The organism is Flavivirga algicola, from assembly GCF_012910715.1.
GTDB classification, from domain to species: Bacteria; Bacteroidota; Bacteroidia; order Flavobacteriales; family Flavobacteriaceae; genus Flavivirga; species Flavivirga algicola.
On sequence record NZ_JABBHF010000001.1, the window covers coordinates 167,899 to 190,423 of the forward strand.

17 protein-coding genes and 1 riboswitch are annotated in these 22,525 nt (G+C 35.4%); of the genes, 10 read left to right on the forward strand and 7 right to left on the reverse strand.

What is annotated here, in order from left to right:
- Positions 1-380 precede the first annotated feature (380 nt).
- The 3 genes from HHX25_RS00620 (at position 381) to HHX25_RS00630 (ending at position 3,877) form a co-directional block, all read left to right on the forward strand.
- Entirely contained in the window at positions 381-1,154 is a 774-nt protein-coding gene (locus HHX25_RS00620) for an enoyl-CoA hydratase/isomerase family protein (RefSeq protein WP_169669026.1), read from the forward strand.
- Between the two features lie 8 nt (positions 1,155-1,162).
- Positions 1,163-2,608 (forward strand): aldehyde dehydrogenase family protein, encoded by a 1,446-nt coding sequence (locus HHX25_RS00625; RefSeq protein ID WP_169669028.1) that lies wholly within the window; start codon positions 1,163-1,165, stop codon positions 2,606-2,608.
- Positions 2,609-2,878: 270 nt separating this feature from the next.
- Positions 2,879-3,877 (forward strand): family 16 glycosylhydrolase, encoded by a 999-nt coding sequence (locus HHX25_RS00630; protein ID WP_169669030.1) that lies wholly within the window; start codon positions 2,879-2,881, stop codon positions 3,875-3,877.
- A 70-nt stretch (positions 3,878-3,947) separates the two neighbouring features.
- Here the strand turns inward: HHX25_RS00630 and HHX25_RS00635 are convergent, their stop codons facing one another.
- The 4 genes from HHX25_RS00635 to HHX25_RS00650 all read right to left on the reverse strand — a co-directional run bounded on the left by HHX25_RS00635 (position 3,948) and on the right by HHX25_RS00650 (position 13,173).
- Positions 3,948-6,422, reverse strand: a complete 2,475-nt coding sequence (locus HHX25_RS00635; RefSeq protein WP_169669032.1) for a glycoside hydrolase family 2 protein — start codon at positions 6,420-6,422, stop codon at positions 3,948-3,950.
- Positions 6,423-6,447: 25 nt separating this feature from the next.
- Entirely contained in the window at positions 6,448-8,595 is a 2,148-nt protein-coding gene (locus HHX25_RS00640; RefSeq protein WP_169669034.1) for a beta-galactosidase, read from the reverse strand.
- Between the two features lie 6 nt (positions 8,596-8,601).
- Positions 8,602-10,164, reverse strand: coding sequence for a sugar porter family MFS transporter (locus HHX25_RS00645; RefSeq protein ID WP_169669036.1), 1,563 nt, complete (start codon positions 10,162-10,164; stop codon positions 8,602-8,604).
- A 369-nt stretch (positions 10,165-10,533) separates the two neighbouring features.
- The gene (locus HHX25_RS00650; protein ID WP_169669038.1) at positions 10,534-13,173 is read right to left on the reverse strand and encodes a T9SS type A sorting domain-containing protein; all 2,640 of its coding nucleotides are present in this window, start codon (positions 13,171-13,173) and stop codon (positions 10,534-10,536) included.
- 288 nt (positions 13,174-13,461) lie between these two features.
- A riboswitch (TPP riboswitch) is annotated at positions 13,462-13,557 on the forward strand.
- A 116-nt stretch (positions 13,558-13,673) separates the two neighbouring features.
- Between HHX25_RS00650 and thiS the strand changes: the two genes are divergently transcribed.
- Genes thiS through thiH form a run of 7 tightly spaced genes read left to right on the forward strand, consistent with a single transcriptional unit; the run spans position 13,674 to position 19,722 of the window.
- Entirely contained in the window at positions 13,674-13,877 is a 204-nt protein-coding gene (gene thiS, locus HHX25_RS00655) for a sulfur carrier protein ThiS (RefSeq protein ID WP_169669040.1), read from the forward strand.
- A 30-nt stretch (positions 13,878-13,907) separates the two neighbouring features.
- Positions 13,908-15,767 (forward strand): phosphomethylpyrimidine synthase ThiC, encoded by a 1,860-nt coding sequence (gene thiC, locus HHX25_RS00660; protein WP_169669042.1) that lies wholly within the window; start codon positions 13,908-13,910, stop codon positions 15,765-15,767.
- Between the two features lie 3 nt (positions 15,768-15,770).
- Positions 15,771-16,361 carry a thiamine phosphate synthase gene (locus HHX25_RS00665; RefSeq protein ID WP_169669044.1) on the forward strand — a complete coding sequence of 197 codons (591 nt, stop codon included), beginning with the start codon at positions 15,771-15,773 and terminating at the stop codon, positions 16,359-16,361.
- A complete protein-coding gene (locus tag HHX25_RS00670) occupies positions 16,362-17,156 on the forward strand; it encodes a hydroxymethylpyrimidine/phosphomethylpyrimidine kinase (RefSeq protein WP_169669046.1) in 795 nt (264 codons plus the stop codon).
- 8 nt (positions 17,157-17,164) lie between these two features.
- Positions 17,165-17,815, forward strand: coding sequence for a thiamine phosphate synthase (gene thiE, locus HHX25_RS00675; protein ID WP_169669048.1), 651 nt, complete (start codon positions 17,165-17,167; stop codon positions 17,813-17,815).
- Position 17,816: 1 nt separating this feature from the next.
- Positions 17,817-18,599 carry a thiazole synthase gene (locus HHX25_RS00680; protein WP_169669050.1) on the forward strand — a complete coding sequence of 261 codons (783 nt, stop codon included), beginning with the start codon at positions 17,817-17,819 and terminating at the stop codon, positions 18,597-18,599.
- Positions 18,600-18,603: 4 nt separating this feature from the next.
- Positions 18,604-19,722, forward strand: a complete 1,119-nt coding sequence (gene thiH, locus HHX25_RS00685; protein ID WP_169669052.1) for a 2-iminoacetate synthase ThiH — start codon at positions 18,604-18,606, stop codon at positions 19,720-19,722.
- Positions 19,723-19,741: 19 nt separating this feature from the next.
- On the opposite strand, the gene HHX25_RS00690 is transcribed toward thiH, so the two are convergent.
- From HHX25_RS00690 to HHX25_RS00700, 3 genes are read right to left on the reverse strand one after another with little or no spacing between them, the layout of a single operon-like run.
- Positions 19,742-21,037: a TRAP transporter large permease gene (locus HHX25_RS00690; protein WP_169669054.1), complete on the reverse strand. Its 1,296-nt coding sequence runs from the start codon at positions 21,035-21,037 to the stop codon at positions 19,742-19,744.
- The gene (locus HHX25_RS00695) at positions 21,037-21,504 is read right to left on the reverse strand and encodes a TRAP transporter small permease (RefSeq protein ID WP_169669056.1); all 468 of its coding nucleotides are present in this window, start codon (positions 21,502-21,504) and stop codon (positions 21,037-21,039) included. The genes HHX25_RS00690 and HHX25_RS00695 overlap by 1 nt, the downstream gene beginning before the upstream one ends.
- A 16-nt stretch (positions 21,505-21,520) precedes the next feature.
- Positions 21,521-22,519, reverse strand: a complete 999-nt coding sequence (locus HHX25_RS00700; protein WP_169669058.1) for a TRAP transporter substrate-binding protein — start codon at positions 22,517-22,519, stop codon at positions 21,521-21,523.
- Between the last annotated feature and the right edge of the window lie 6 nt (positions 22,520-22,525).

Sequence of the window (22,525 nt, forward strand, 5' to 3'; positions counted from 1 at the left end):
TCTATAAATTAAAATACAACAAATGTTATAGTGGTTCTTAAATCAATTATAAATCAGGTGATGGTCAGCTGTAATAATCTGCATGTATAGTTTTAATCAAGTAAAAAAACAATTTTTTAACATATTTAATTTGTTACTTTATTATCAAAGTTATTTTTTCAAAAAAAGCCTATTAAAATTAATTATTATATTCTAATTTTCACATTTTTTCTTGTTTAAAAATATCAATTGATAAAGGGGGTCGATTAATTTTAGATATAATCACGGGAATAAAAACAAAACCCAGAATTTAGATTCAAAAAAACATTAATTAATGGCTAAACAAAAGAAATATTGTAGATAAAACCGAGTTTAAAAACTAACCAAAATAACGATCCATTATGTCACAAATAATTCGCCTAGAAATAAAGAAAAGAATAGGTTACATCATTATCAACAAACCCAAAGCAAATGGATATGATATTCATTTTATGAAGTTACTGGCAGAAAAAATAGAAGTCGCAGCGCTTAATGATGAAGTAAAAATTATTGCTTTAAAAAGTGCTTTACCAAGATTCTTCTGTGCTGGTGCAGATATAAAAGTATTTCAAAAAAATACAGTTGTTGAAAATAAAGAAATGGTAAACTATGCTAATTTAGTTGCAAAAAAACTTCACGAAATTCCTAAAATAACCGTAGCCTTAATAAATGGACATGCTTTAGGAGGGGGACTTGAATTGGCTTTAGCCTGTGATATTCGTTTAGCCAGTGATGCAGACTACCAAATTGGCATGTCTGAAATAAATCTAGGGCTAATGCCAGGTAACGGGGGCACACAACGACTCATTCGGCTTATAAATTTAAGTAGGGCATTAGAATTCTTATTAAAGGGGAACTCCATTACACCTGATCAAGCTTTTGATATAGGCTTAGTCAACCAATTCTATCCAGAATCGGAATTTGAAGCACTTAGTACAGCTTATTTAGAAAATTTAGCTTCAGGGTCGGGATCTGCCATGAAAGCAATAAAACAAGCCGTAAATCAGGGAATTGAATTATCTTTGGAGGAAGGTTTGCTATTAGAAACCAAATTAGCAGATTCTTTGTACGATACAGAAGATGCTAAAGAAGGGTTGAAAGCCTTTATTGAAAGAAGAAGTCCAAATTTTAAATAAAACATAACATGAAGCCAAAAATATATAATTGCTACATTAATGGTGAGTGGATTAATAAATCATCAGGCGAAAAAATAGAAGTAGAAAACCCAGCTAATGGAGACATCTTTGCTGAAGTTTACTGCAGTAGTTTAGATGAAGTACAATACGCATTAGAATCGGCAGAAAAAGCACAATTTGCATGGCAAATGTTACCAGTTCAGCAACGGGCAAACTATTTATACGCTATTTGCGAGAAGCTAAAAGAACGTAAAGAGCATTTTGCCAAATTATTGGTTATGGAACAAGGTAAAACTTTGGTGGAAGCTCGGTATGAAGTAGATGACACCATAAGATACCTCTCATATTCAGCTGAAGCTGGTCGACGTATTCAGAGCGCCATTTTCCCTTCCGATTTACCCAACGAGCAATTATCTATTCACAAAGTGCCTTACGGGGTAACGGTTGGCTTAATGGCTTTTAATTATCCGTTGGCTTTAATTGGTCGTAAAATAGGCCCTGCTTTGATTACTGGAAATACCATGGTCATTAAACCTTCAGAATTAACACCCGTTACTGCTTCTGAATTTTGTAAGATTATTGAAGAAGTTGGACTACCAAAAGGCGTTATAAGCATGGTTGTTGGTTATGGGCATGATGTTGGAGCCCATTTAGTATCTAACCCGCTTACAAGGCTGGTTTCCATGACAGGAAGTACACGGGCAGGACAGGCAATCTATAAAGGGGCTGCAGACAATGTTGCTGGTTTGGTATTAGAATTAGGGGGCAAAGCTCCTTTCATCGTTCTCGATGATGCCGAAATTGACAAAGCTGTAGAAGCAGCAGCAATTTCGCGTTATGCCAACTGTGGCCAAGTATGTATTTGCAACGAAATGGTATTTGTAGACGATAAGATAGCTGATGAGTTTACTGAAAAACTAATTAAAAGGGTAGAGAAAATTAGAGTTGGAGACCCTATGACGGATGTAGACATGGGGCCTAATTTAAGTTCTAAAGGCTTAGAACGTATCGATAGTATTGTAAAAGAAAATGTTGCACAGGGAGCGGAATTGGTTATGGGTGGAAAACGACCAGATGGCGCTTCATTTGAAAAAGGTAATTGGTACGAACCTACTATACTCACCAATGTAAAGCCCAATCAGGCAGCAATACAAGAAGAGATGTTTGGTCCAGTTTTACCAATCGTTAAAATTAAAGGTTATGAGGAAGCAAAAGATTTATTAAATAAAAGAGACGATAGTTTATCAGCTTATTTATATACCCAAAATCATAGATTAATTATGCGTTCTATACAAGAGTTTCAAATTGGTACCATTTTTATCAACAAACAAATCGTTGGTTATATTCAGGGTTACCATTCAGGTCACAAACGAAGTGGTATTGCTGGTGAGGATGGTATTTATGGCATCGAGCATTACTTACAGAAACGAACTATCTACATGAACTATGAATAAATATATAACGAGATAATTTAAAACCAGTAAATATTTCGGCATTTTAATTATGTATTTGTCCATATACACTTAGCTCTAAGTGACAAATACTCTGATAACTATAGAAACCACTTACAAGTAGGCCTTTTCTTCTTTTATAGAGCAAGCGGTTAACCATATGTGCTTTAAAATAAAATGATCATCATGATATGTTAAGTTATTGTCTAGTTTATTACTCATGAGTACTTTACATTTTTGACTAATTTTATTCCATAAAAAAACAATATAGCTATGAAAATACCCAATATTAGTATTGCATTACTTTTTTGCGCATTAATCTTTGTTAGTTGTTCAAGATCACCTAGCATTGTTCTGCCAGAAGACACAAATCAAAACCAACCTCCTGTAGAAGAAGAGGAAATGGAAGAAGAAGAAGAAGAAGAAGAAGAGGAAGAGGAAGAAACATGGATCACCATTCCCGTACCAGCGACTCCAGAAAGCGGTAAAGAATGGGAATTTCAAAGTGATGTTTCAGATAATTTCGAGTACGATGCACCTGCAGGCGACAAAGGAGCTACATTTTTAACCAAATGGGATGACTGGTACCATAATACATGGACTGGCCCAGAACCAACAGTTTGGAGAAGAGACCATTCTCTAGTTGCCGATAATCAATTACAACTCATTGCCAGTAGACCAACTGGTACTACAATTACCAATGCTGGCGTTATTAGTTCCAAAAAAAGGGTGGTATATCCTGTTTATATTGAGGCTCGTGTAAAAATAATGAATTCAAAATTAGCTAATGGTTTTTGGTTGCTTAGCCCAGATGACACACAAGAAATTGATATTGTTGAAGCTTACGGCAGTGATATTTGGAAAAATGCTTGGTTTGCTCCCGATCGTGTACATTTAAGTCACCATGTATTTATCAGGGATCCTTTTCAAGATTGGCAGCCAAGTGACGAAGGTAGTTTTTATACAGATGGTACTACTATTTGGAGAGAAAATTTCCACCGCTTTGGAGTGTACTGGAAAGATCCATGGAATTTAGAATATTATGTTGACGGAAAGCTTGTAAGAACCAGGTCTGGTGTTTCTGAAATTGACCCGCTTGATTACACAGATGGTACTGGTTTAAGTAAAGAGATGGATATACTTGTTAGTGTAGAAGATCAGACTTGGAGAGCTAATGACGGACTATCACCCACTGATGAAGAACTTGAAAATTTAAGCGATAATACTTTTAAATTAGATTGGATAAGAGTATTTAAGCTCGTAGACAAATAATTTAGACTAAACTCAATTAAAAAAATGCCCTTTCTTGGAAAGGGCATTTTTTTAATTGAAAAACATTAGTCTAAAACCCTCTAGCCGTAGGCATTTCCTTGTCAGCTTCATTTACACTTTCTTCTGCTCCTAACCCAGGGTAATATCTAAAATAATTAGCCCATCCATATTTTTGCTTTATATTAAAAGCTTCAAGACCAATCGTTCTCAATACAGCCTTGTCTTTTACCTTATCTGCAACCAATAGCATATAATCGTTGGTAGACAATACACTTCCCTCTACATCAACAAGCTCTACTTCTACATAAAACCGATCTCCTAATTCGCCTGGCACCTTGCATGATACATCAACATACTTAGCAGAACTATCTGCTGCTATTTCAGAGAAATCAAAATGTTCCTCTTTAACAATTGATTTATTATTATTTAAAAATTTTATAGTTGCTTTACAATTACTATACAACTCGTAATAATCATTAACCACCCATAATTCGCCTTTAAATACTTCACCTGGTAACCAACGTCTATTATAGTGTTTCATAGTAATTAGAACAGGTTGATAAGCCTTTCTTACATGATCGAAAGACAATTTCTTTTCTTGATAATAATCGACAATTCCCCATTTCATATCTGGAGCAAATGTGATGTAATGACAAATACAGATCGCACTTGTTCTTGGTTTTCTAGTTCTGAAATGCTCCAGGGCATATTGAAAAATAACACCTTGCGCTATTTGCGTAGCCTCTACAAACTTTTCGAGACTATCTCTAGATTGGTCACCAAGCACTTCAAAATTAAGTGTTCGTAAAGCATCAAAATCTGTCCAGTGGTGCCCCCAACTAGGTCCAGGAGGCCAGATTTCGTTTTCAGGAATAAATTTCTTGATACTTTCCACATTTGGACACGAAGAAATTGCCAGCTCTGGAATTACAGCATAATCTAAACTAGGAAAATAATCTTCCATCACAAATTCGCCTTCACCGTAAAACAGATCATTGGCATGATAACTTTCATTAGGTTTGAACCCAAGATTTACCCCAACCTCATCACTTAATGGCGAGGACGGGATGTAATGCAATGAAGTATAAGGTTTTATAGCTTTCCCTAATTCATTGACAAAATTCAAATTGTGTTGTGGGTCTGAAGCTGTCATAAACAACTCTTCCGAACCTTCCAAAAGTACAATACAAGGATGATTACGCTGTTCTTTAACAGAGGCTACAGCTTCTCCAAAAACAGCCTGTTTAAATGCCTCATCTTTAGGTAAAGACAAACTCGCTAACGGCAATACGTCTTGCCAAACGGTAATTCCCGCTTCGTTACATAATTGATAAAAATATGGTATTTCTTCTGGATGCCATCCAAAAATTCTTAGGTTATTAAAATTAGCCTCTTTAGCAAGGCGGATCAATTCTTTATACTTACTTTTATGAGCACGTCCCATAAATATATCTGGTGGTCCTCCCCAAGTTCCAGAACGCATAAAATGACGTTTTCCATTTATTAAAACTGTCCAAGGGTTTTCTACTTGGTCTTTAGTAAACCCAGGGTTATGAACCATTTTAACTTCTCTAATTCCGAATGAAGTTGTAACCGTATCGTGATGGTTTTCCCCTTCCAACACGGTTACTTTGGCCGTATATAGATTTTGGTCACCAAGATCCCAGGGCCACCAAAGTTTGGCATCATCTACATCTAAATTTAATGTAAAATTATTTGTCCCATTAGCGACTGAAACCATAGCTGAAACCTCATATACTTTCGATTTAAAGTTTTCGCCTTCAACCTCAACCTTAAGCTGTACATCCTTAAATGAATCGTTATGGTTTTCTAATTCAACTTCAATATCAAGCTTTGCGGAGTTTTCAGAAAGCAACGTAGATTTCACATAGGTATCTTCTATTGTTACTGTTCCCATAGCTTCCAAATACACTGGTTTCCAAATACCTGTAGGCGGTAAGCTTACCCAATAGTCGCCATGCCAAGCTGGTTTACGACCTGCCACTTGACTGTAACGCCTTGGAGCTGGGTGCAAACGTATCATCAATACATTTGTTCCAAAACGTAAGTTCTCAAAACGAATGGTTTTTGATACATCAAACTTAAATTTGGAAAACATGCCCTCATGCGTGCCTAAAAATTTACCATTTAACCACACATCACAAGCAAAATCCACACCATCAAACACAAGCTGAATCCGCTTATTGAACATTTCTTTCGGGACATCAAACTGACGTTTATACCACCACTCATTTTCGGGAACCCACTTTGCCTTTAGGCTATTTCTTCCAAAATGTGGATCTTCTAATCGACCAGCTCGCCACAAATCTGTATAAACATCTCCAGGAACTTTGGCATAAATCCAATTAAAGGAATCTCCTGTAATGTCAAAATTTAGCTCATGAAAGCCTATCTTTACACCTTCATCAGGCCTAATACCTTCCATTTGCCAATTGTTTCCACTTAAATCAAACACAATTTTTTCGTTAGAGACAATCCCGTCTCTACTCATAAAATCTTTTTCTTCTTGACTAATATTCTTCATATATTTTTAATAATAACGTATGTTCTTATTGTGCTCTACGAAATTCATACATCCCATATGTTGTTTCTTTTACTTTTTCTATGAGCTCTTCATAGGGATTATCGCAAACATCTATAAATCCGACATTATAATTTTCACCATCAAAACGTCCTGTATTTGGCTCATCTATATACTGAAACCAATGTGCTCCAACAATATATGGGTTCCGTAATGCTCCCTGAATGTAATCTTGATAATGCTGCCCTCGTTCTGCTTGATCTTTCGATTTTTTTACACCTGGATGAAAACTTCCCCTATCTAGGGCGCCAAAATGAAACTCGCCTATCATAATAGGTTTATCAACTCCATCAGGAAGTGACAAGTTTTCTACACTGTATTCATATTTATTGAAACTCATAATATCTAAATACTTGCCGGCAGCAGTGAGTACGACATCATTATTTGCCCAAGCAAATCGACATCCTAAATAGTTTTGGTTAGGAGCCACACGCTTTAACTCTTCATTGATGATTTTAAAATAAGCATCCGCTATTTTTTCATAAAAAGTGACAAGATCAACCTTGGCTTTTTCTAAATCAGGGGTTTCTATGGAAGTTAAAAGCCCTCCCCATGATTTATAACTTGTTCCCCATGTATTATTAAGAGCTTCAATTTGATTGTATTTTAATTTAAGGTCGTTAACAAACTCAATCTTAGCAGGTTGGGTTTCAGGGCTCTTTAAAGTTCCTTCAGAAAGCGACCCTAACAATCCCCAAGACAATTCGTTATCGACAAAATAACCTAAACACCAAGGGTTATTTGCGCCTTCTTTCTGACGTTCAACCGAATTTCTCACGGCAATTCTAAAATTTGGATCGAACACATCATGAAATTTCCCCCAAAACCCTTCAGAACCTTCGATTTTCGGAGTCCCGTTAATCCATATAGATCCAACAAATGGTGTTTTCTCCTGACGTATCGCTCCAATATCAGATACAAATCCGAAAGTATTCATTCCCCAGTCTTTAATTCGCTTATGCGTCATATCCTGAAAGGTTTTTAGCCAATCATCTCCATATTTTCTATATAAATTACTTTGATAAAAATTATACGAATCGTACGGAAGTTTGTCTTTATAAAATCCATGGGTAGCAAATGTTCCTTTTCCATAAAAGGATGAAAATTCGCTATCTCTTTGGGGAAGGTTTTTAAAATAGTTTTCTCGGTGTGTAATACCTGTATGCACTGAATTTGAAGACACACAATTTAAACCTGCCGACCAAAACAGGTACCCTTCTGGATCGACTATCCACCATTTGCCATCCACCTTTTCTGTTCTAAAAAAGCCCGTCGCTTTTAATTTGGGACCAGCTTTCCAACCTCCGTATTTTCCTATGTTTTCTGGTCCTTTGCTTGTTTCTAAATATGCCAATTCACTTTCTGCTGCCTTTTTAAGCGCTTCCTCAGAGTGCATTTTATTTTTCCAATCATCATGTATAAACTGACCATATTCATCTATAAAAGGGAAAAAATCATCTGGGTTTCTTTTTTCTAAAGTTCCAACAGCCCTAACATTATCAACCGTAAATTGATTTTCTTGTGTTGCATAACGAGAACAAAATGTCAGCTCATCAATTTTACTTATATCTGTTTTTATTTTTCCAGGAACGCCCCGAAGGCCATTAACTTCTATTTGTGGATCAAAAACATATGGTGTCCAGGCTAAATCAATAGTGATAGTTTTGCTTTCGCCTGGGTTCAGATCGACATAATCGGAACAATACCAACGTACAAGTCCATCTGGGTCGTTACCAACAAATAATTCTACTTGAATAAACTCATCCCCTATATTTGAAACATCTGCTTTTACTTGATAATAATCTTTTAAATTCCAGGGTTTATCTTTTGAACTAAATAGTTTTATACCTGGTTCTTTTATGGTAAAACCATTATTTACTTTTATATAATTATTGTCTTCTGTTTCGACCAGCTCAAATGTGGCATCTTGTGCTTTAATCAAAGATTTGTCAGCATTTTCAAAATCGAATAAAACCAGCGTATCTTTTTTAACAACTATGTCTTCATTGTTTGTTTGTTGTTTACATCCTACAAAACATGGTAGGATTATGAAGCTTAATAACAGTTTAAAAAACAATACTTTTATTAATAGACTTCCATCACCTAGACTTTTCATGTGTTCTTATTTATTAATTAATAATTTTTCTAATTCTTCTAATGATTTCCCTTTAGTTTCAGGAACTTTAAACCATATAAATGCCAAGCCTATTACTGCAAACACAGCATATACTAAGAAAGTTGTTGAATTACCTAATTTAGAAAGCTCCCATGGGAAAAGTAATTGAACCAAGAAAGCCACAGCTAAATTTATAAAACCGACAAATGATATGGCTAAGCCTCGTATCTTGTTTGGAAATAATTCTGAAAACAACACCCACATAACAGGTCCTATAGATGCAGCAAAAGATCCTACAAACCCTAATATTCCAATTAAAATTAAAAGGGTATTCATTTTTGCTCCAGCAGTTACAATAACAGCTTCATTGGCCTTAGCAGAAGCTTCCCCTAAAGTATCGACTAAAGCAGACTTAAAAGCTAAATCATTATCGAAAGTCTTATCCTGCAATACAACAATTTGTTCTTTATTAATAGCTTCTGGAAGGCTTGCAATCGCATCGGCATCTAATGAATAAGTAGCAGAACTAAATCCGTAGGTCAGCAAGAATAAACATAAAGCAATACCAGCCATTCCAATAATCAACAATGGTTTTCTTCCAAGCTTATCTATAGTCAATATGGCTATAACCGTAAAAACCAAATTAGTGAGCCCGACCAATATCGCCTGTACAAAAGAGGCATCAGTTCCAATTCCTGTTTGTTCAAAAATCATTGGTGCATAAAACAAAACTGAGTTTATACCAACAATTTGCTGAAAAACACCAACAACCAACCCTATAATAATAACTTTTCTCATTGATTTTTTAAACAAGTCTCCCAGCTTTGACTTTTCTTTATTTCTAGCTTCAAAAATGCTCTTTTCAACTTCCTTAATCTGATTTTGTGCGTCTTCTTCAGGCACTACTTTTTTCATGACCTCTAAAGCCTCATTTTTTCTGTTTTTAATCATTAACCACCTTGGGCTTCTAGGCACCATATGCAAGCCTAAATAGTATAAAATAGCTGGTATAGCCTCAATGCCTAACATCCACCTCCAATTCCACTTTCCAAAACCTAACGATTGCGTCCAGGAGGCATTAGAGTCTCCCCATTGAAGTATTAAATAATTGGTAAAAAAGGCTAACGATATACCTATAACAATGTTTAATTGATTAAACGACACTAGTTGACCACGTTTATCGGGAGGTGCAACCTCTGCTATGTACATGGGCGCAATGATTAAGGCAGCACCAACAGCCAACCCTCCAATCATTCTAAAAATAATTAACCAATAAAATGTGGTAGCTAGCGCAGAACCAATAGCCGAAATTGTAAATAAGATCGCTGCATATTTTAATAACTTGCATCGTCCATATTTATCACTCATAGGGCCAGCAATAATCATCCCTAAGGCTGCTGTGAGCGTAATAGAACTTACTGCCCAACCCAATTGTATTTTTGTAAGATTAAATTCAGGTTCTATGAATTTTACCACTCCAGAAATTACAGAAGCATCAAATCCTAATAAAAAACCACCCAATGCAACAATAGCTGCAATTCTAATTGTGTATAATTGTTTTCCAGACATCTACTTATTTTTTAATTGTTGTTTTCTATTTTGAATATTTTAAGGCACTAGAAGTTTCTATTAAAGAATCTCCTCAGACTCTGTAGTTTTTATATATACAGTATATAAACCAATCTGAACTTTGATTGCTTTTCGTTTAGCTTATGGCCTCTATAGATATGTTTTGTGATTTTATAATATTAACCTGTAATATAGGCTAATTTTAATGTCTCATACATAAATCATACTAGACAAAAACTTTACAAAATCTTAATATAACGGCGCCTATAAATTGCTAGTTCATTTATAATAAGATTATTAATAACCAAACCCTTTTAATTGCTATATCTCCCGTTTAATTAATTACTTAGAAACAAAACTGCTTTAAAATTATTTTTTAATAATTAACTTAGAAAAGATATAATCGTTGTTTTCTTTATGGGTAGTAATAAAGTAAATACCGTTAGGCAAGTTTCTAACTTTAATCAGGTTATTAACTTTCAAAATCTTCTTAGACAATATTAAACTTCCTACATCACTATAAATTGAAACCGTTCCGTTAATCATTTTATCAGGTACAACAAGTAAAAACTCATTACTCGTTGGGTTGGGATAAATAAGGCTAGCTTCTTGAATAAAAACACTTTCATTATGAACACCTTGACATTCCTTATCTGTTGATATCTTTATGGTATTTTTTCCATTTCTTAATTCAAGATCAATTTCATTAAAAGAAGTCGTTATTATTTTACCATTTAAATCGATGTGGTAAACTTTGCTTCCAGAGAGTTTTAAATTTACAGAACGAGAAAACTTATCTACTTTTGAAAATACATCTAAGGCATCTGGTTCTGTTATTTCAATATCAAATTCTATATTATAATCGGGATACCCTTCTACTGTAATAATAAGTTTATAAGTTCCAGCACTTAAATCGCTAACTTTTAAGTTATTTGTAAAGTCGAAACTTTCATCAACCCCGTTTCCAGATATATTGAGCTTATAATTATGCCGAAATCGTGTATCTATTTCTATTTCTCCATTACTTTTATCTGGGCAGGTTGTACTAGTCGATTTAATTTTATAATTATCAGAAGGGAATGTTGCTGGGTCAATGTCTCTTATATTATGGCTAAAATTAAATACCTGCATGCTTACACTACTAATATGACCTCCATCATCATTAAATTGAATAGCAATGGTATTATTTGTTTGAAGTAAATCGAAAGTTACTGGAATTTCTAAAACCCCAAAAAAACGTTCCCTTTGAGCTTGGTCGTAACCACGCCAATCTGTTGGAACGGTAATATCTTGATTATTAATTTTTACAGTAGGGTGCAGTGATTTGCCATGCTCGCGTCCAACCCCTATTCGCAACACAGCTTCTCCATAAGTTTTTTCTTTTGAAATATTATTGATATTGAATATGATATCCTGATTGGCACTTATGGATTTTAGGTAAGATGTGGCATAATATTTTTTCTCATCGGAAGTTTTATCAACCTGAATAACATCACTAAATGTATATTCTAGAATCATAGTTGATTCTGCCCCTAATTCCACCGACGATATGTGAGACGTCAATGTCTCTTCATCCAGAACAGGCACATTTCCAGATAGTGTTAAATGCCTTTTAAAAATACTGTTAATATTTCTATTGGCATCATCAAATATATTTAGGTTAATAGTTGTCGGTTCAAAATTCAAATTATTCAATATAATATATCCTTTATCGCCTTTCACATAAGCATCAACCTGAATATCCAGGTCATCTGAAGTCGTATCAACCCTAGTACCTTCTACATTTTGCCATAATTGATAAAACTTAACCATATCACTGTACACCCATTGCCCCGTATAACTTGAAGGTTCATTTTCCTTACGCATTAAACGATGGTTGTAAGGGATATCCAATGTATTATCATACCCCCACTCTGCTTTTACTATAATAAAATTTATAGCAGATGCTATAGTTTCTGGCCGTTCCAAAAAGGACATCAATTGAGAGCTTGAAGCTTTTATATGTAACCAATCCCTAAAAGGGCTCCATGTATCTCTTGAATAATCATGCATTTGTGCACCATATTCTGAAATCACAATTGGTTTTACCACATCAAACGATAGTTTACTGTAATGTTCCAACATATCCAAAGTAGCTTCTATATTACTTCCCGAACGCAATTCTTTCTGTCCATTCCGTATCGAAGGGAAATCATATAAATGTATGGACCAAAAATCCATTTTATCCCCAGCTACATCCATAAACAATTTCCATCGATTATGCCACCGTTGAAAATCGCCAACTTCAAAATCAGGGAAAGCAGTAGTATACCCTCCTACCTTTAAGTTTGGGGCCTGTACTTTAATGGCATCGGCCACTTCCACATGAAAGTCAGCTATCTCCTGAATCGAATTTGTGTAATCCAGTTTTCCACCTAAGGCTTCATAAGCAGGTTCGTTAATTATTTCAACATAGGTAGGTGTCTCTTCGCTATTTCCTCCATGAAATTCGTTTACATAACGCCCCATGTACTCCCCTACAGCAGTAGCATTTGCCAGTTTCCATCCTTGACTTGTTGCACGTTGACTCTCTCCAGTCCAAAAAGGATGTAACTGCCCTGCAATAACTAAATTTTTCCTATCTTCATATGGGTGCCAAGCTGTATTTGCTGCAAATAAATTGGAATAAGACAGCCCCCTAGAGGCTATTTCCACAGGATCTACATAACCTGGCCTAGCTGGATCTTGTTGCATCTGATTTAACTGCCAAGTAATACGTCCAGTCTCTCTACCTAAATATACATTATAACCATTCAAAAAATGATCTCTCAAATCTGATGTAAAATTATTACCATTCCATTCATTTTCTCCTTGATTGGAATGGATCGTTATAAATTTTGACCTATCAAATTCAGAAAAGTTTTCTACAGAATGTTTAACATTGAGATTCACATTTATATTTACCTGAGCAAAAGATGCACTATTAAGAATAAAAAGGGATACAAAAAAGAGTAGATATAAATTTCTCATATTTAGATATTTATAAACAAATATCGCAGTATTTACAAAAGAACTAAATAAACCAACTTGACTAAAACTAAACACTGTAGGCTTTTCTTCCAAAACACCTAAAAAATAAACAACTATAAATCAACAACTTAACCATTTATTATATAAAAAAAGTTGATTTTGATAGTGTTTTTTAGACTTAGACAATTCATAAATAACATTTTACTAAGTAAAATACTCGTTACTAGAAACCCCATATTGTTTGTTAAAAATGTGGTCAGAATCCAAATTTTTAAATAAGTTTGCATTATAAAACTTTAGGGGTGTTCCTTTTCAGGGACTGAGACATACCCTTTGAACCTGATTATGGTTAGTACCAGCGAAGGAAAAAGTTAAAATGCAACTTATTGCATCACATACTTCTTATTAAAGTATCTTCTATTTTCAATAGATCTGCTTTCATTTCAAAGTATTTTGTCTCAACCTTTAGTTATAAATAAATCATTAAAAACGTATTATTTATGATTAAAATATCGGTAAACGAGACAGTATTAGAGGTTGAAGAAACGATCACTATTCCTAAATTACTTGTTAAAATCAAGTCACCGACTAAAGGCATTGCTTTTGCTATTAACAATCAAATCATAGCAAAGGAATTATGGGATTCCCATAACATCAACTCCAATGATCAAATTTTAATTATTCAAGCAACACAAGGTGGTTAATACTATGCCAGTACTAAAAGTATTTATGAAATGAAAACAAAAGACACAGCTCCAAAAGAAGGGAAAATTTCGAGAAATCCGTTTCCTAATTCCAAAAAAATCTATGTACAAGGCACAATACACCCAAGCATACAAGTGGCCATGAGAGAAATTTCTCTTAGTGATACTAAAAATGCCATGACAGGGAGATTAACTCCTAACGAACCAGTAACCGTATACGATACTTCGGGACCTTATACAGACCCCAATAAAGATATTGATGTTCATAAGGGCATTGATCCCATTCGTAAGCCATGGATTTTAGATCGTAATGATGTTGAAACATTAGACCAATTTACTTCTAAATATAGCAACGAACGCTTGAATGATGCTTCATTGGATCATATGCGATTTTCGTTACTCAAAAAACCATTACGAGCCAAAGAAGGAAAAAATGTCACCCAATTGCATTACGCAAAACAAGGCATTATAACACCAGAAATGGAATATATAGCCATTCGTGAAAATCAGCGAATTGACGAAATGACCGAAATTAGAAAGCAGCACAAAGGTGAGCACTTTGGAGCTTCCATTCCTTCTAAAATCACTGCTGAATTTGTACGCTCTGAAGTTGCAAGAGGACGTGCGGTCATTCCTTCAAATATTAATCATCCCGAAGCGGAACCCATGATTTTGGGAAGAAATTTTTTGGTAAAAATCAATGCCAATATTGGCAATTCTGCTGTAACATCTTCCATTGAAGAAGAGGTTGAAAAAGCCGTTTGGGCTTGTAGATGGGGAGCTGATAACATCATGGATTTATCAACTGGAGAAAACATTCATGAAACCAGAGAATGGATTATTAGAAACTCACCTGTCCCTGTGGGAACCGTACCAATTTATCAGGCCTTGGAAAAAGTAAATGGAGTCGCAGAAGATTTAACTTGGGAAATTTTTAGAGATACCATAATTGAACAAGCAGAACAGGGGGTTGATTACTTTACCATCCATGCCGGAGTATTATTGAGATATGTTCCCATGACCGCTAACCGTGTTACAGGAATTGTTTCTCGTGGAGGTTCCATTATGGCTAAATGGTGTCTGGCTCATCATAAAGAGAATTTCCTTTATACCCATTTTGAGGATATTTGTGCTATTTTAAAACAATATGACGTTGCTTTTTCTTTAGGAGATGGATTACGCCCTGGTTCTATAGCAGATGCCAATGATGAAGCACAGTTTGCCGAATTGGAAACATTGGGCGAGCTTACCAAGATTGCACGTGAACAAGACGTACAATGTTTTATAGAAGGCCCTGGACATGTGCCTATGCACATGATTAAAGAAAACATGGAAAAACAAATAGAAGTTTGTGATGAAGCACCTTTTTATACACTGGGACCATTAACCACAGATATTGCGCCAGGTTACGACCATATTACCTCTGGAATTGGCGCTGCCATGATCGGGTGGTATGGATGTGCCATGCTCTGTTATGTTACTCCAAAAGAACATCTGGGATTACCAAACAAAGAGGATGTTAGAACAGGTGTTGTCACTTATAAATTAGCAGCACATGCTGCCGACTTAGCAAAAGGGCACCCAGGCGCACAACACAGGGACAATGCTTTAAGTAAGGCCCGATTTGAATTTCGTTGGGAAGATCAATTTAACCTCGGACTCGATCCTGAACTGGCAAGGGCATACCATGATGAGACCTTACCAGCAGATGGTGCTAAAATTGCTCATTTCTGTTCTATGTGCGGTCCAAAGTTCTGTTCAATGAAAATTTCCCAGGAGGTACGCAACTTCGCGGCCGAAAATGATGTTGTTGATGATGAAGTCGTGCAAAAAGGCATGGAAGAAAAATCGAAAGAATTTAAAGAAAAAGGAAGCGAAGTATATTTATAGACCATGATTGTATTAATTGCTCCTGAAGAGGATATTCGCAATGAACTTGTAATTCTAAATCAGCTTTTCGAAGCTGGTTTAGAATACTACCACTTAAGAAAACCTAAAAAAAACTATCAGGAACATTGCGATTATTTAGATCAAGTCAACACTAAATATCATAGTCGAATTGTGGTTCATTTTTTTCATGAACTAATCAATGAATACAATTTAAAAGGCATTCACTTTCAGGAACAAAAACGAAGAGACCACATAGATAACCCAGGACAATATTTTAAAGGATTAAATATGTATGGTAAAACTATTAGCAGTTCATTCCATGATCCTGATGATTTAGATCATTGCGAATTTGAATTTGATTATCACTTGTTAAGTCCTGTCTTTTCTTCAATCTCAAAAGAAGGCTATAAAGGTAAAGGCTTTGATATCAATTATATTGATAAACGCATTATTGGAATGGGTGGTGTTACGACCGATAATCTCCCTGAATTTGACAAACTAGGTTTTAAAGGTGTTGGCGTTTTAGGAGGTATATGGAACCATAACAAACCTGTGAAAGCTTTCAAAAAAATGAAAAGTCATTTTGAACAATAAATGAATGAGACCAAATACATATTGACCATAGCTGGTCATGACCCTTCAGGTGGTGCTGGCCTAACATCAGACATTAAAACCTTTGAAGCACATAGTCTTTATGGCTTATCTGTTTGTACAGCAGTTACTATACAAAATGATATTGATTTTAAACAATGTTTATGGACAGACGCCGATGTTATTATTGCTCAAATTGAAGTCCTTTTTGAACGTTTTGATATTGATATTGTAAAAATTGGTATTGTAAAATCTTGGAAAATATTAAAACGTATATTAAACAAATTACACTTGTTAAATCCTGATATTAAAATTGTTTTGGATCCCATTATTAAAGCCAGTGCTGGTTTTGATTTTCATGAAACCGAAAACCAAGGTTTATTAGACAACATATGGAAACAGTGTTTTATCATCACCCCTAATTATGACGAAATTAAAAGCTTATATCCAAATTTAACTATTGAAAATACGATTGAACATATTTCTAAGCTCACCAATATTTATTTAAAAGGCGGGCACAGAACCGATAAAAAAGGTTGGGATATCTTATACCACAGTGAAATTGTTAAAGTAAACATACCTCCAAATACCAATAAGGTTTCTGAAAAACATGGAAGTGGTTGTGTGTTATCTGCCACGCTTGCAAGTAATCTCGCTTTGAAAATCGAATTAGAAGACGCTGCTAAAAATGCAAAACAGTATATAGATCTGTTTTTGAATTCAAATCATAGTTTATTAGGAACACATAACAACAACACCTTTCAACACCCTTGTGATATAAACTCAAATAACCAATAACAAATATTATGATCCCTAAACTCCATTATATATCTCAAGGTAATACCACAAAAGAACATCTGGAAAACATTAAAAAAGCATGTACTTCTGGGGCAGAATTGGTACAACTGCGTTTAAAACATATATCTGAAAAAAAGATTTTAAAAGCCGCTGAAGAAGCCAGAGAAATTACTGGGCATTTTCAAACACGTTTAATCATTAATGATTATTATAAAGTTGCAAAGAAAATAAAAGCGGATGGCGTGCATTTAGGAAAAAATGATGCTTGCCCAATCATAGTAAGAAAATATTTAGAAACTTGGCAAGTTATTGGAGGTACTGCCAATACACTTGAAGATTGCGAGATACTAATCGAAAAAAAAGTGGATTATATAGGTTTGGGACCTTTTCGTTTTACCACAACCAAGGATAAATTAAGTCCTATTTTAGGTACAAACGCATACCTAACTATACTTGAAACGTTACAAACCAATACGCCTATTATTGCCATTGGAGGTATCATTATAAAAGATGTTCCTGAAATTTTAGAGACTGGAGTTCATGGTATTGCGGTTTCTGGAGACATTACTAAAGATTTTAATAAAATTAGTCAATTCAACAAACTTTTAAACACCCCTTCTGAACGAGAACAGGTTTGGCACCCCAATCAAAAATTATAAAATGAGAACAGATACACTTAAAATAGCTGATAAGACTTTTAAGTCGAGATTATTCACAGGAACTGGTAAATTTAGTAGTGCCAATAAAATGCGTGAGGCTATCATAGCTTCAGAAAGCGAATTGGTTACAGTAGCGTTAAAACGTGTAGATTTAGAGAACGAATCCGACGACATGCTCTTTCATTTAAGAGGCAATCAAATTAATTTACTTCCAAATACCTCTGGTGTCAGAACTGCAAAAGAAGCTATATTTGCTGCCGAATTAGCAAGAGAAGCACTTCAAACCAATTGGGTAAAACTAGAAATCCACCCTGATCCCAAATACCTACTCCCCGATCCTATTGAGACCTTAAAAGCTGCCGAAGTACTGGTAAAACTTGGATTTGTTGTGATGCCCTATGTTCATGCCGATCCCGTTTTATGTAAGCGTTTAGAAGATGTAGGCACGCAGTGTGTCATGCCATTAGGCGCTCCTATTGGAAGTAACAAAGGCATCAAAACCCTTGAATTTTTAGAAATCATCATTGAACAAAGCAACGTTCCCGTAATTGTTGACGCTGGTATTGGCGCACCGTCTCATGCCGCATTAGCTATGGAATTGGGAGCAGATGCTGTTCTCGTAAATACTGCCATTGCGGTATCCAAAAATCCAGTAGACATGGGAATGGCTTTTAAAATAGCTGTTGAAGCAGGCAGAATGGCTTATAACGCCAAACTAGCTCCCATTAAAAATCAAGCAGAAGCTAGTAGCCCTCTCACTTCTTTTTTAAATGATCTAAATTAATACCATGTCTTTTAAAAACACATTTGAAAAATACGATTGGGACACTTTAGAAAAAGAGATTTATAAAGTAACTAGCCAAGAGGTTGAAAAGGTACTCCATAAGGACAAAATTGAGTTGGAAGACTTTAAAAAATTAATTTCACCAGCTGCTAAACCCTTTATAGAGGAGATGGCACAACGAAGCAATGTTATTACCAAAAAGCGTTTTGGGAACATCATCCAAATGTATATCCCTATGTATCTATCCAACGAATGCCAAAATATATGTACTTATTGCGGATTTAGTATGGATAATGGTATTAGAAGAAAAACATTAAGTGATGCGGAAATCTTAAAGGAAGTTGAGCATATTAAGAAATTAGGATACGATCATATACTTTTGGTGACTGGTGAAGCCAATAGAACAGTTGGTGTTCCCTACATAAAACATGCTATAGACCTCATTCGATCTCGGTTTTCAAATATAAGTATAGAAGTACAGCCTTTAGGTCAAGAGGATTACGAAACTTTGATTCAATCTGGATTATATGCTGTGTTGGTATACCAAGAAACCTATCATAAAGCCACCTATAAGATGCATCACCCTAAAGGTAGAAAATCGAATTTTGACTATCGACTAGATACTCCCGATCGATTAGGAAAAGCTGGTATTCATAAAATTGGGCTGGGTGCCCTTTTCGGTCTTGAAGATTGGCGCGTGGATAGTTTTTATACCGCATTGCACTTAAAATATTTGCAAAAAACCTATTGGAAAACAAAATACTCCATCTCTTTTCCCAGGCTTAGACCACATCAAGGTGAATTAGATCCCAAAGTAGAGATGACCGACACCGATTTGGTTCAATTAATATGTGCATATCGATTATTAGATGAAGACGTAGAACTGTCATTATCCACTCGTGAAAGTGAAATCTTTAGAAATCACTGTATTCACTTAGGCATTACGTCTATTAGTGCAGAATCCAAGACAAACCCAGGTGGTTATAGTGTGGAACCTGAATCGCTCGAGCAATTTGAGATTTCAGATGAGCGTACTACCGAGCAAATCAAACAGATGATTCAATCTCAAGGGTATGAGGTGGTATGGAAAGACTGGTCGAAATCTTATACCACGACTATTTAATCCTGGATTTTAAATCTCATTACAAATCAAACAATCGTGGTAACCACAAACTTAATTCTGGAAAATAAGTGACCAGAAATAAGGCTATAATCATGGACACAAAAAGCGGCAATAAAGGTTTCACTACTTTTTCTATAGTTGTATTGGCAATACCTACACCAACAAACAGGACGGAGCCTACAGGCGGCGTACAGAGTCCGATGCACAAATTAAGAACCATAACAATTCCAAACTGTACAGGATCCATACCCAGTTTGGTAATGATTGGTAAAAATATAGGTGTAAAAATTAAAACAGCTGGCGTCATATCCATAAATATACCTACAAACAACAGCAATAGGTTGATGATTAATAAAACGACAATAGGGTTATCACTAATTCCCAAAAGTAACGTAGAAATATCTTGAGGGATATTCTCATAACTCATAATCCAGGACATACTCATAGACGCTCCTATTAACAACATAACGATCGCTGTAGTACCACAAGAATCTAAAAATATTTGAGGCAGGCTTTTTACTGTAATTTCTTTATACCAAAATGCCAGCACCAATGTATAAAGTACGGCTATCGCAGAAGCTTCTGTAGCAGTAAAAATTCCAGTGACTATGCCCCCAATAACAACAACTAAAAGCATTAAACTGGGAAAAGCTGCTATAAATGTTTTAACAACGTCTTTTATAGAACTACGCTTTCCTACTTTATATTTTTTCTTTTTGGCCCAAAAAGAAGCGACTATCATTAAAAATAAACCTGTTAAGATTCCAGGTATATACCCTGCAAGAAATAATGCTGCAATAGACACCCCGCCACTAGCTAAAGAATACACAATCAATACGTTACTAGGTGGAATTACAAGTCCTATGGTAGAGGACGTAATATTTACTGCAGCTCCAAATTCTTTAGAATAGCCTTCTTTTTCCATTTCGGGACCTAAAATACTTCCCATAGCTGAGGCCGATGCCATAGCAGAACCTGCTATAGCTCCCATAAGCATAGCCGATATAACATTTATTAAAGCCAATCCTCCAGGAAGCGCCCCTACTAAAGTTTTAGCAAAGGCTATTAAACGGTGGGCAATGCCACCTTTATTCATGAGCTGTCCCGAGAGTACAAAAAACGGAATGGCCAGGAGCGCAAAACTGTCGAGGCCTGTACCAATTCTTTGAGAAACGGTCGTTAATGCTGGTAATGTTGGGATACTTACCATCATAGTCAACAAAGACGAGATAGCTATACTCCAGGCTACGGGAACCCCTATTAACAATAAACTAACAAAACTTAAAACTAAAATAATTACTGGTATATATTCCATTAGAACAATTGTTTATTAAGGATGTCTGAAATTTTATAAAAGATAATTAATAGGCCACTAATTGGAATCACTAAATACACCAATGCTAGTGGAATTTGAAGTGCGGGAGAATATTGCTCCAACACATAAGTTATATAGACTAATCTAAAGCCTCCTATAACCAATGCTGCTAAACAAAAAATGATGATAAGAATATTTACAAAGATTTTTAATTTGGCCTGCTTAGCCTCACTGAGTTTTCTGGGAATTAAATCTATAGCGACATGCATCCTTTTTCCTGAAATATAAGCTGCTCCCAAGACACCAACCCAGATCATTAAATACCTGGCCAACTCATCGGTAAACGAACTTGGTGTTCCTACTATAAATCTGGTAAACACTTGCCAAAGTACATTTATAACCATAACAGCCATAATGAAAGCCAATGTACTACCTAGAATTTTATCTATTTTCTTTCTTATTTCCATTTTGTAAACGATTATATTATTCTACTTTTTGAATTCTATTAATTAAATTATAAATCTCATTTTCATCTTTATAGCCTTCGTACATATTTGCTACTTTTTTCTGAAATTTAGATTTATCGGGATTAATAACCTGAACACCTGCTTTTTTAACAGCATCTAATGCCTCCTGCTCTGCTTTTGCCCACAGTTCTCTTTGGTGCGCTACAGATAAATCGACCGACGTTTGAACCCATTTTTGCTGTTGTTCGTTTAAATCGTTCCATAAATGTGTTCCCATGATAAGCACATCTGGTACCGATGTATGTTCGTCTAAAGAATAAAACTTACAAACTTCATAATGACGCGATAAATAAAAGCTAGGTGGATTATTCTCGGCACCATCAACAACACCTTGCTGTAAAGATGTGTACAGTTCTCCCCAAGAAATTGGCGTTGGAGAACCACCTAAGCTGTTCACCATATTCATGGCCGTGATACTTTCCATCACACGAATTTTTAATCCTTTTAAGTCTTCTGGCGATTCTACAGGTTTTTCTTTTGTATAAAAACTTCTGCTTCCAGAGTCATAATATCCTAAACCTTTAAGCCAGTATTTTTGTCCACCATCCAAAAGCTCCTTCCCGATATCGCCATCTAAAACATTGAATATATGCGCTCTGTCTCTAAACAAAAATGGCAACCCAAATACCTTCATATTTGGAGAGAAATTTTCCATAACGGCTGCCGAGACTTTAGTCATATCTAAACTTCCTATCTGTAACAGCTCTAATGCCTGACGTTCGGTTCCCAGTTGTTGGTTTGGATAAATTTCAACAGCCATTGTACCGTTTGAGCGTTTCTCCAGATCTTGCGCCATAAATACCATGGCTTTGTGCACTGGATGACTCATATCTAGCCCATGCGCCAGCTTTATAACTTTTTTATCCTGTAGCGTATTACACGAACTGAAAAGAAATAATACTATTAAGACAAACTGTGGTTTTGCGAACAAAAAATTTAAATATGGATTCTTCATAAAGCG

Bases quoted from the DNA above. Each gene is read 5' to 3' on its own strand.
- HHX25_RS00620 (WP_169669026.1), top strand. From the start codon at position 381: ATGTCACAAATAATTCGCCTAGAAATAAAGAAAAGAATAGGTTACATC.
- HHX25_RS00625 (WP_169669028.1), top strand. From the start codon at position 1,163: ATGAAGCCAAAAATATATAATTGCTACATTAATGGTGAGTGGATTAAT.
- HHX25_RS00630 (WP_169669030.1), top strand. From the start codon at position 2,879: ATGAAAATACCCAATATTAGTATTGCATTACTTTTTTGCGCATTAATC.
- HHX25_RS00635 (WP_169669032.1), bottom strand. From the start codon at position 6,422: ATGAAGAATATTAGTCAAGAAGAAAAAGATTTTATGAGTAGAGACGGG.
- HHX25_RS00640 (WP_169669034.1), bottom strand. From the start codon at position 8,595: ATGAAAAGTCTAGGTGATGGAAGTCTATTAATAAAAGTATTGTTTTTT.
- HHX25_RS00645 (WP_169669036.1), bottom strand. From the start codon at position 10,164: ATGTCTGGAAAACAATTATACACAATTAGAATTGCAGCTATTGTTGCA.
- HHX25_RS00650 (WP_169669038.1), bottom strand. From the start codon at position 13,173: ATGAGAAATTTATATCTACTCTTTTTTGTATCCCTTTTTATTCTTAAT.
- thiS (WP_169669040.1), top strand. From the start codon at position 13,674: ATGATTAAAATATCGGTAAACGAGACAGTATTAGAGGTTGAAGAAACG.
- thiC (WP_169669042.1), top strand. From the start codon at position 13,908: ATGAAAACAAAAGACACAGCTCCAAAAGAAGGGAAAATTTCGAGAAAT.
- HHX25_RS00665 (WP_169669044.1), top strand. From the start codon at position 15,771: ATGATTGTATTAATTGCTCCTGAAGAGGATATTCGCAATGAACTTGTA.
- HHX25_RS00670 (WP_169669046.1), top strand. From the start codon at position 16,362: ATGAATGAGACCAAATACATATTGACCATAGCTGGTCATGACCCTTCA.
- thiE (WP_169669048.1), top strand. From the start codon at position 17,165: ATGATCCCTAAACTCCATTATATATCTCAAGGTAATACCACAAAAGAA.
- HHX25_RS00680 (WP_169669050.1), top strand. From the start codon at position 17,817: ATGAGAACAGATACACTTAAAATAGCTGATAAGACTTTTAAGTCGAGA.
- thiH (WP_169669052.1), top strand. From the start codon at position 18,604: ATGTCTTTTAAAAACACATTTGAAAAATACGATTGGGACACTTTAGAA.
- HHX25_RS00690 (WP_169669054.1), bottom strand. From the start codon at position 21,037: ATGGAATATATACCAGTAATTATTTTAGTTTTAAGTTTTGTTAGTTTA.
- HHX25_RS00695 (WP_169669056.1), bottom strand. From the start codon at position 21,504: ATGGAAATAAGAAAGAAAATAGATAAAATTCTAGGTAGTACATTGGCT.
- HHX25_RS00700 (WP_169669058.1), bottom strand. From the start codon at position 22,519: ATGAAGAATCCATATTTAAATTTTTTGTTCGCAAAACCACAGTTTGTC.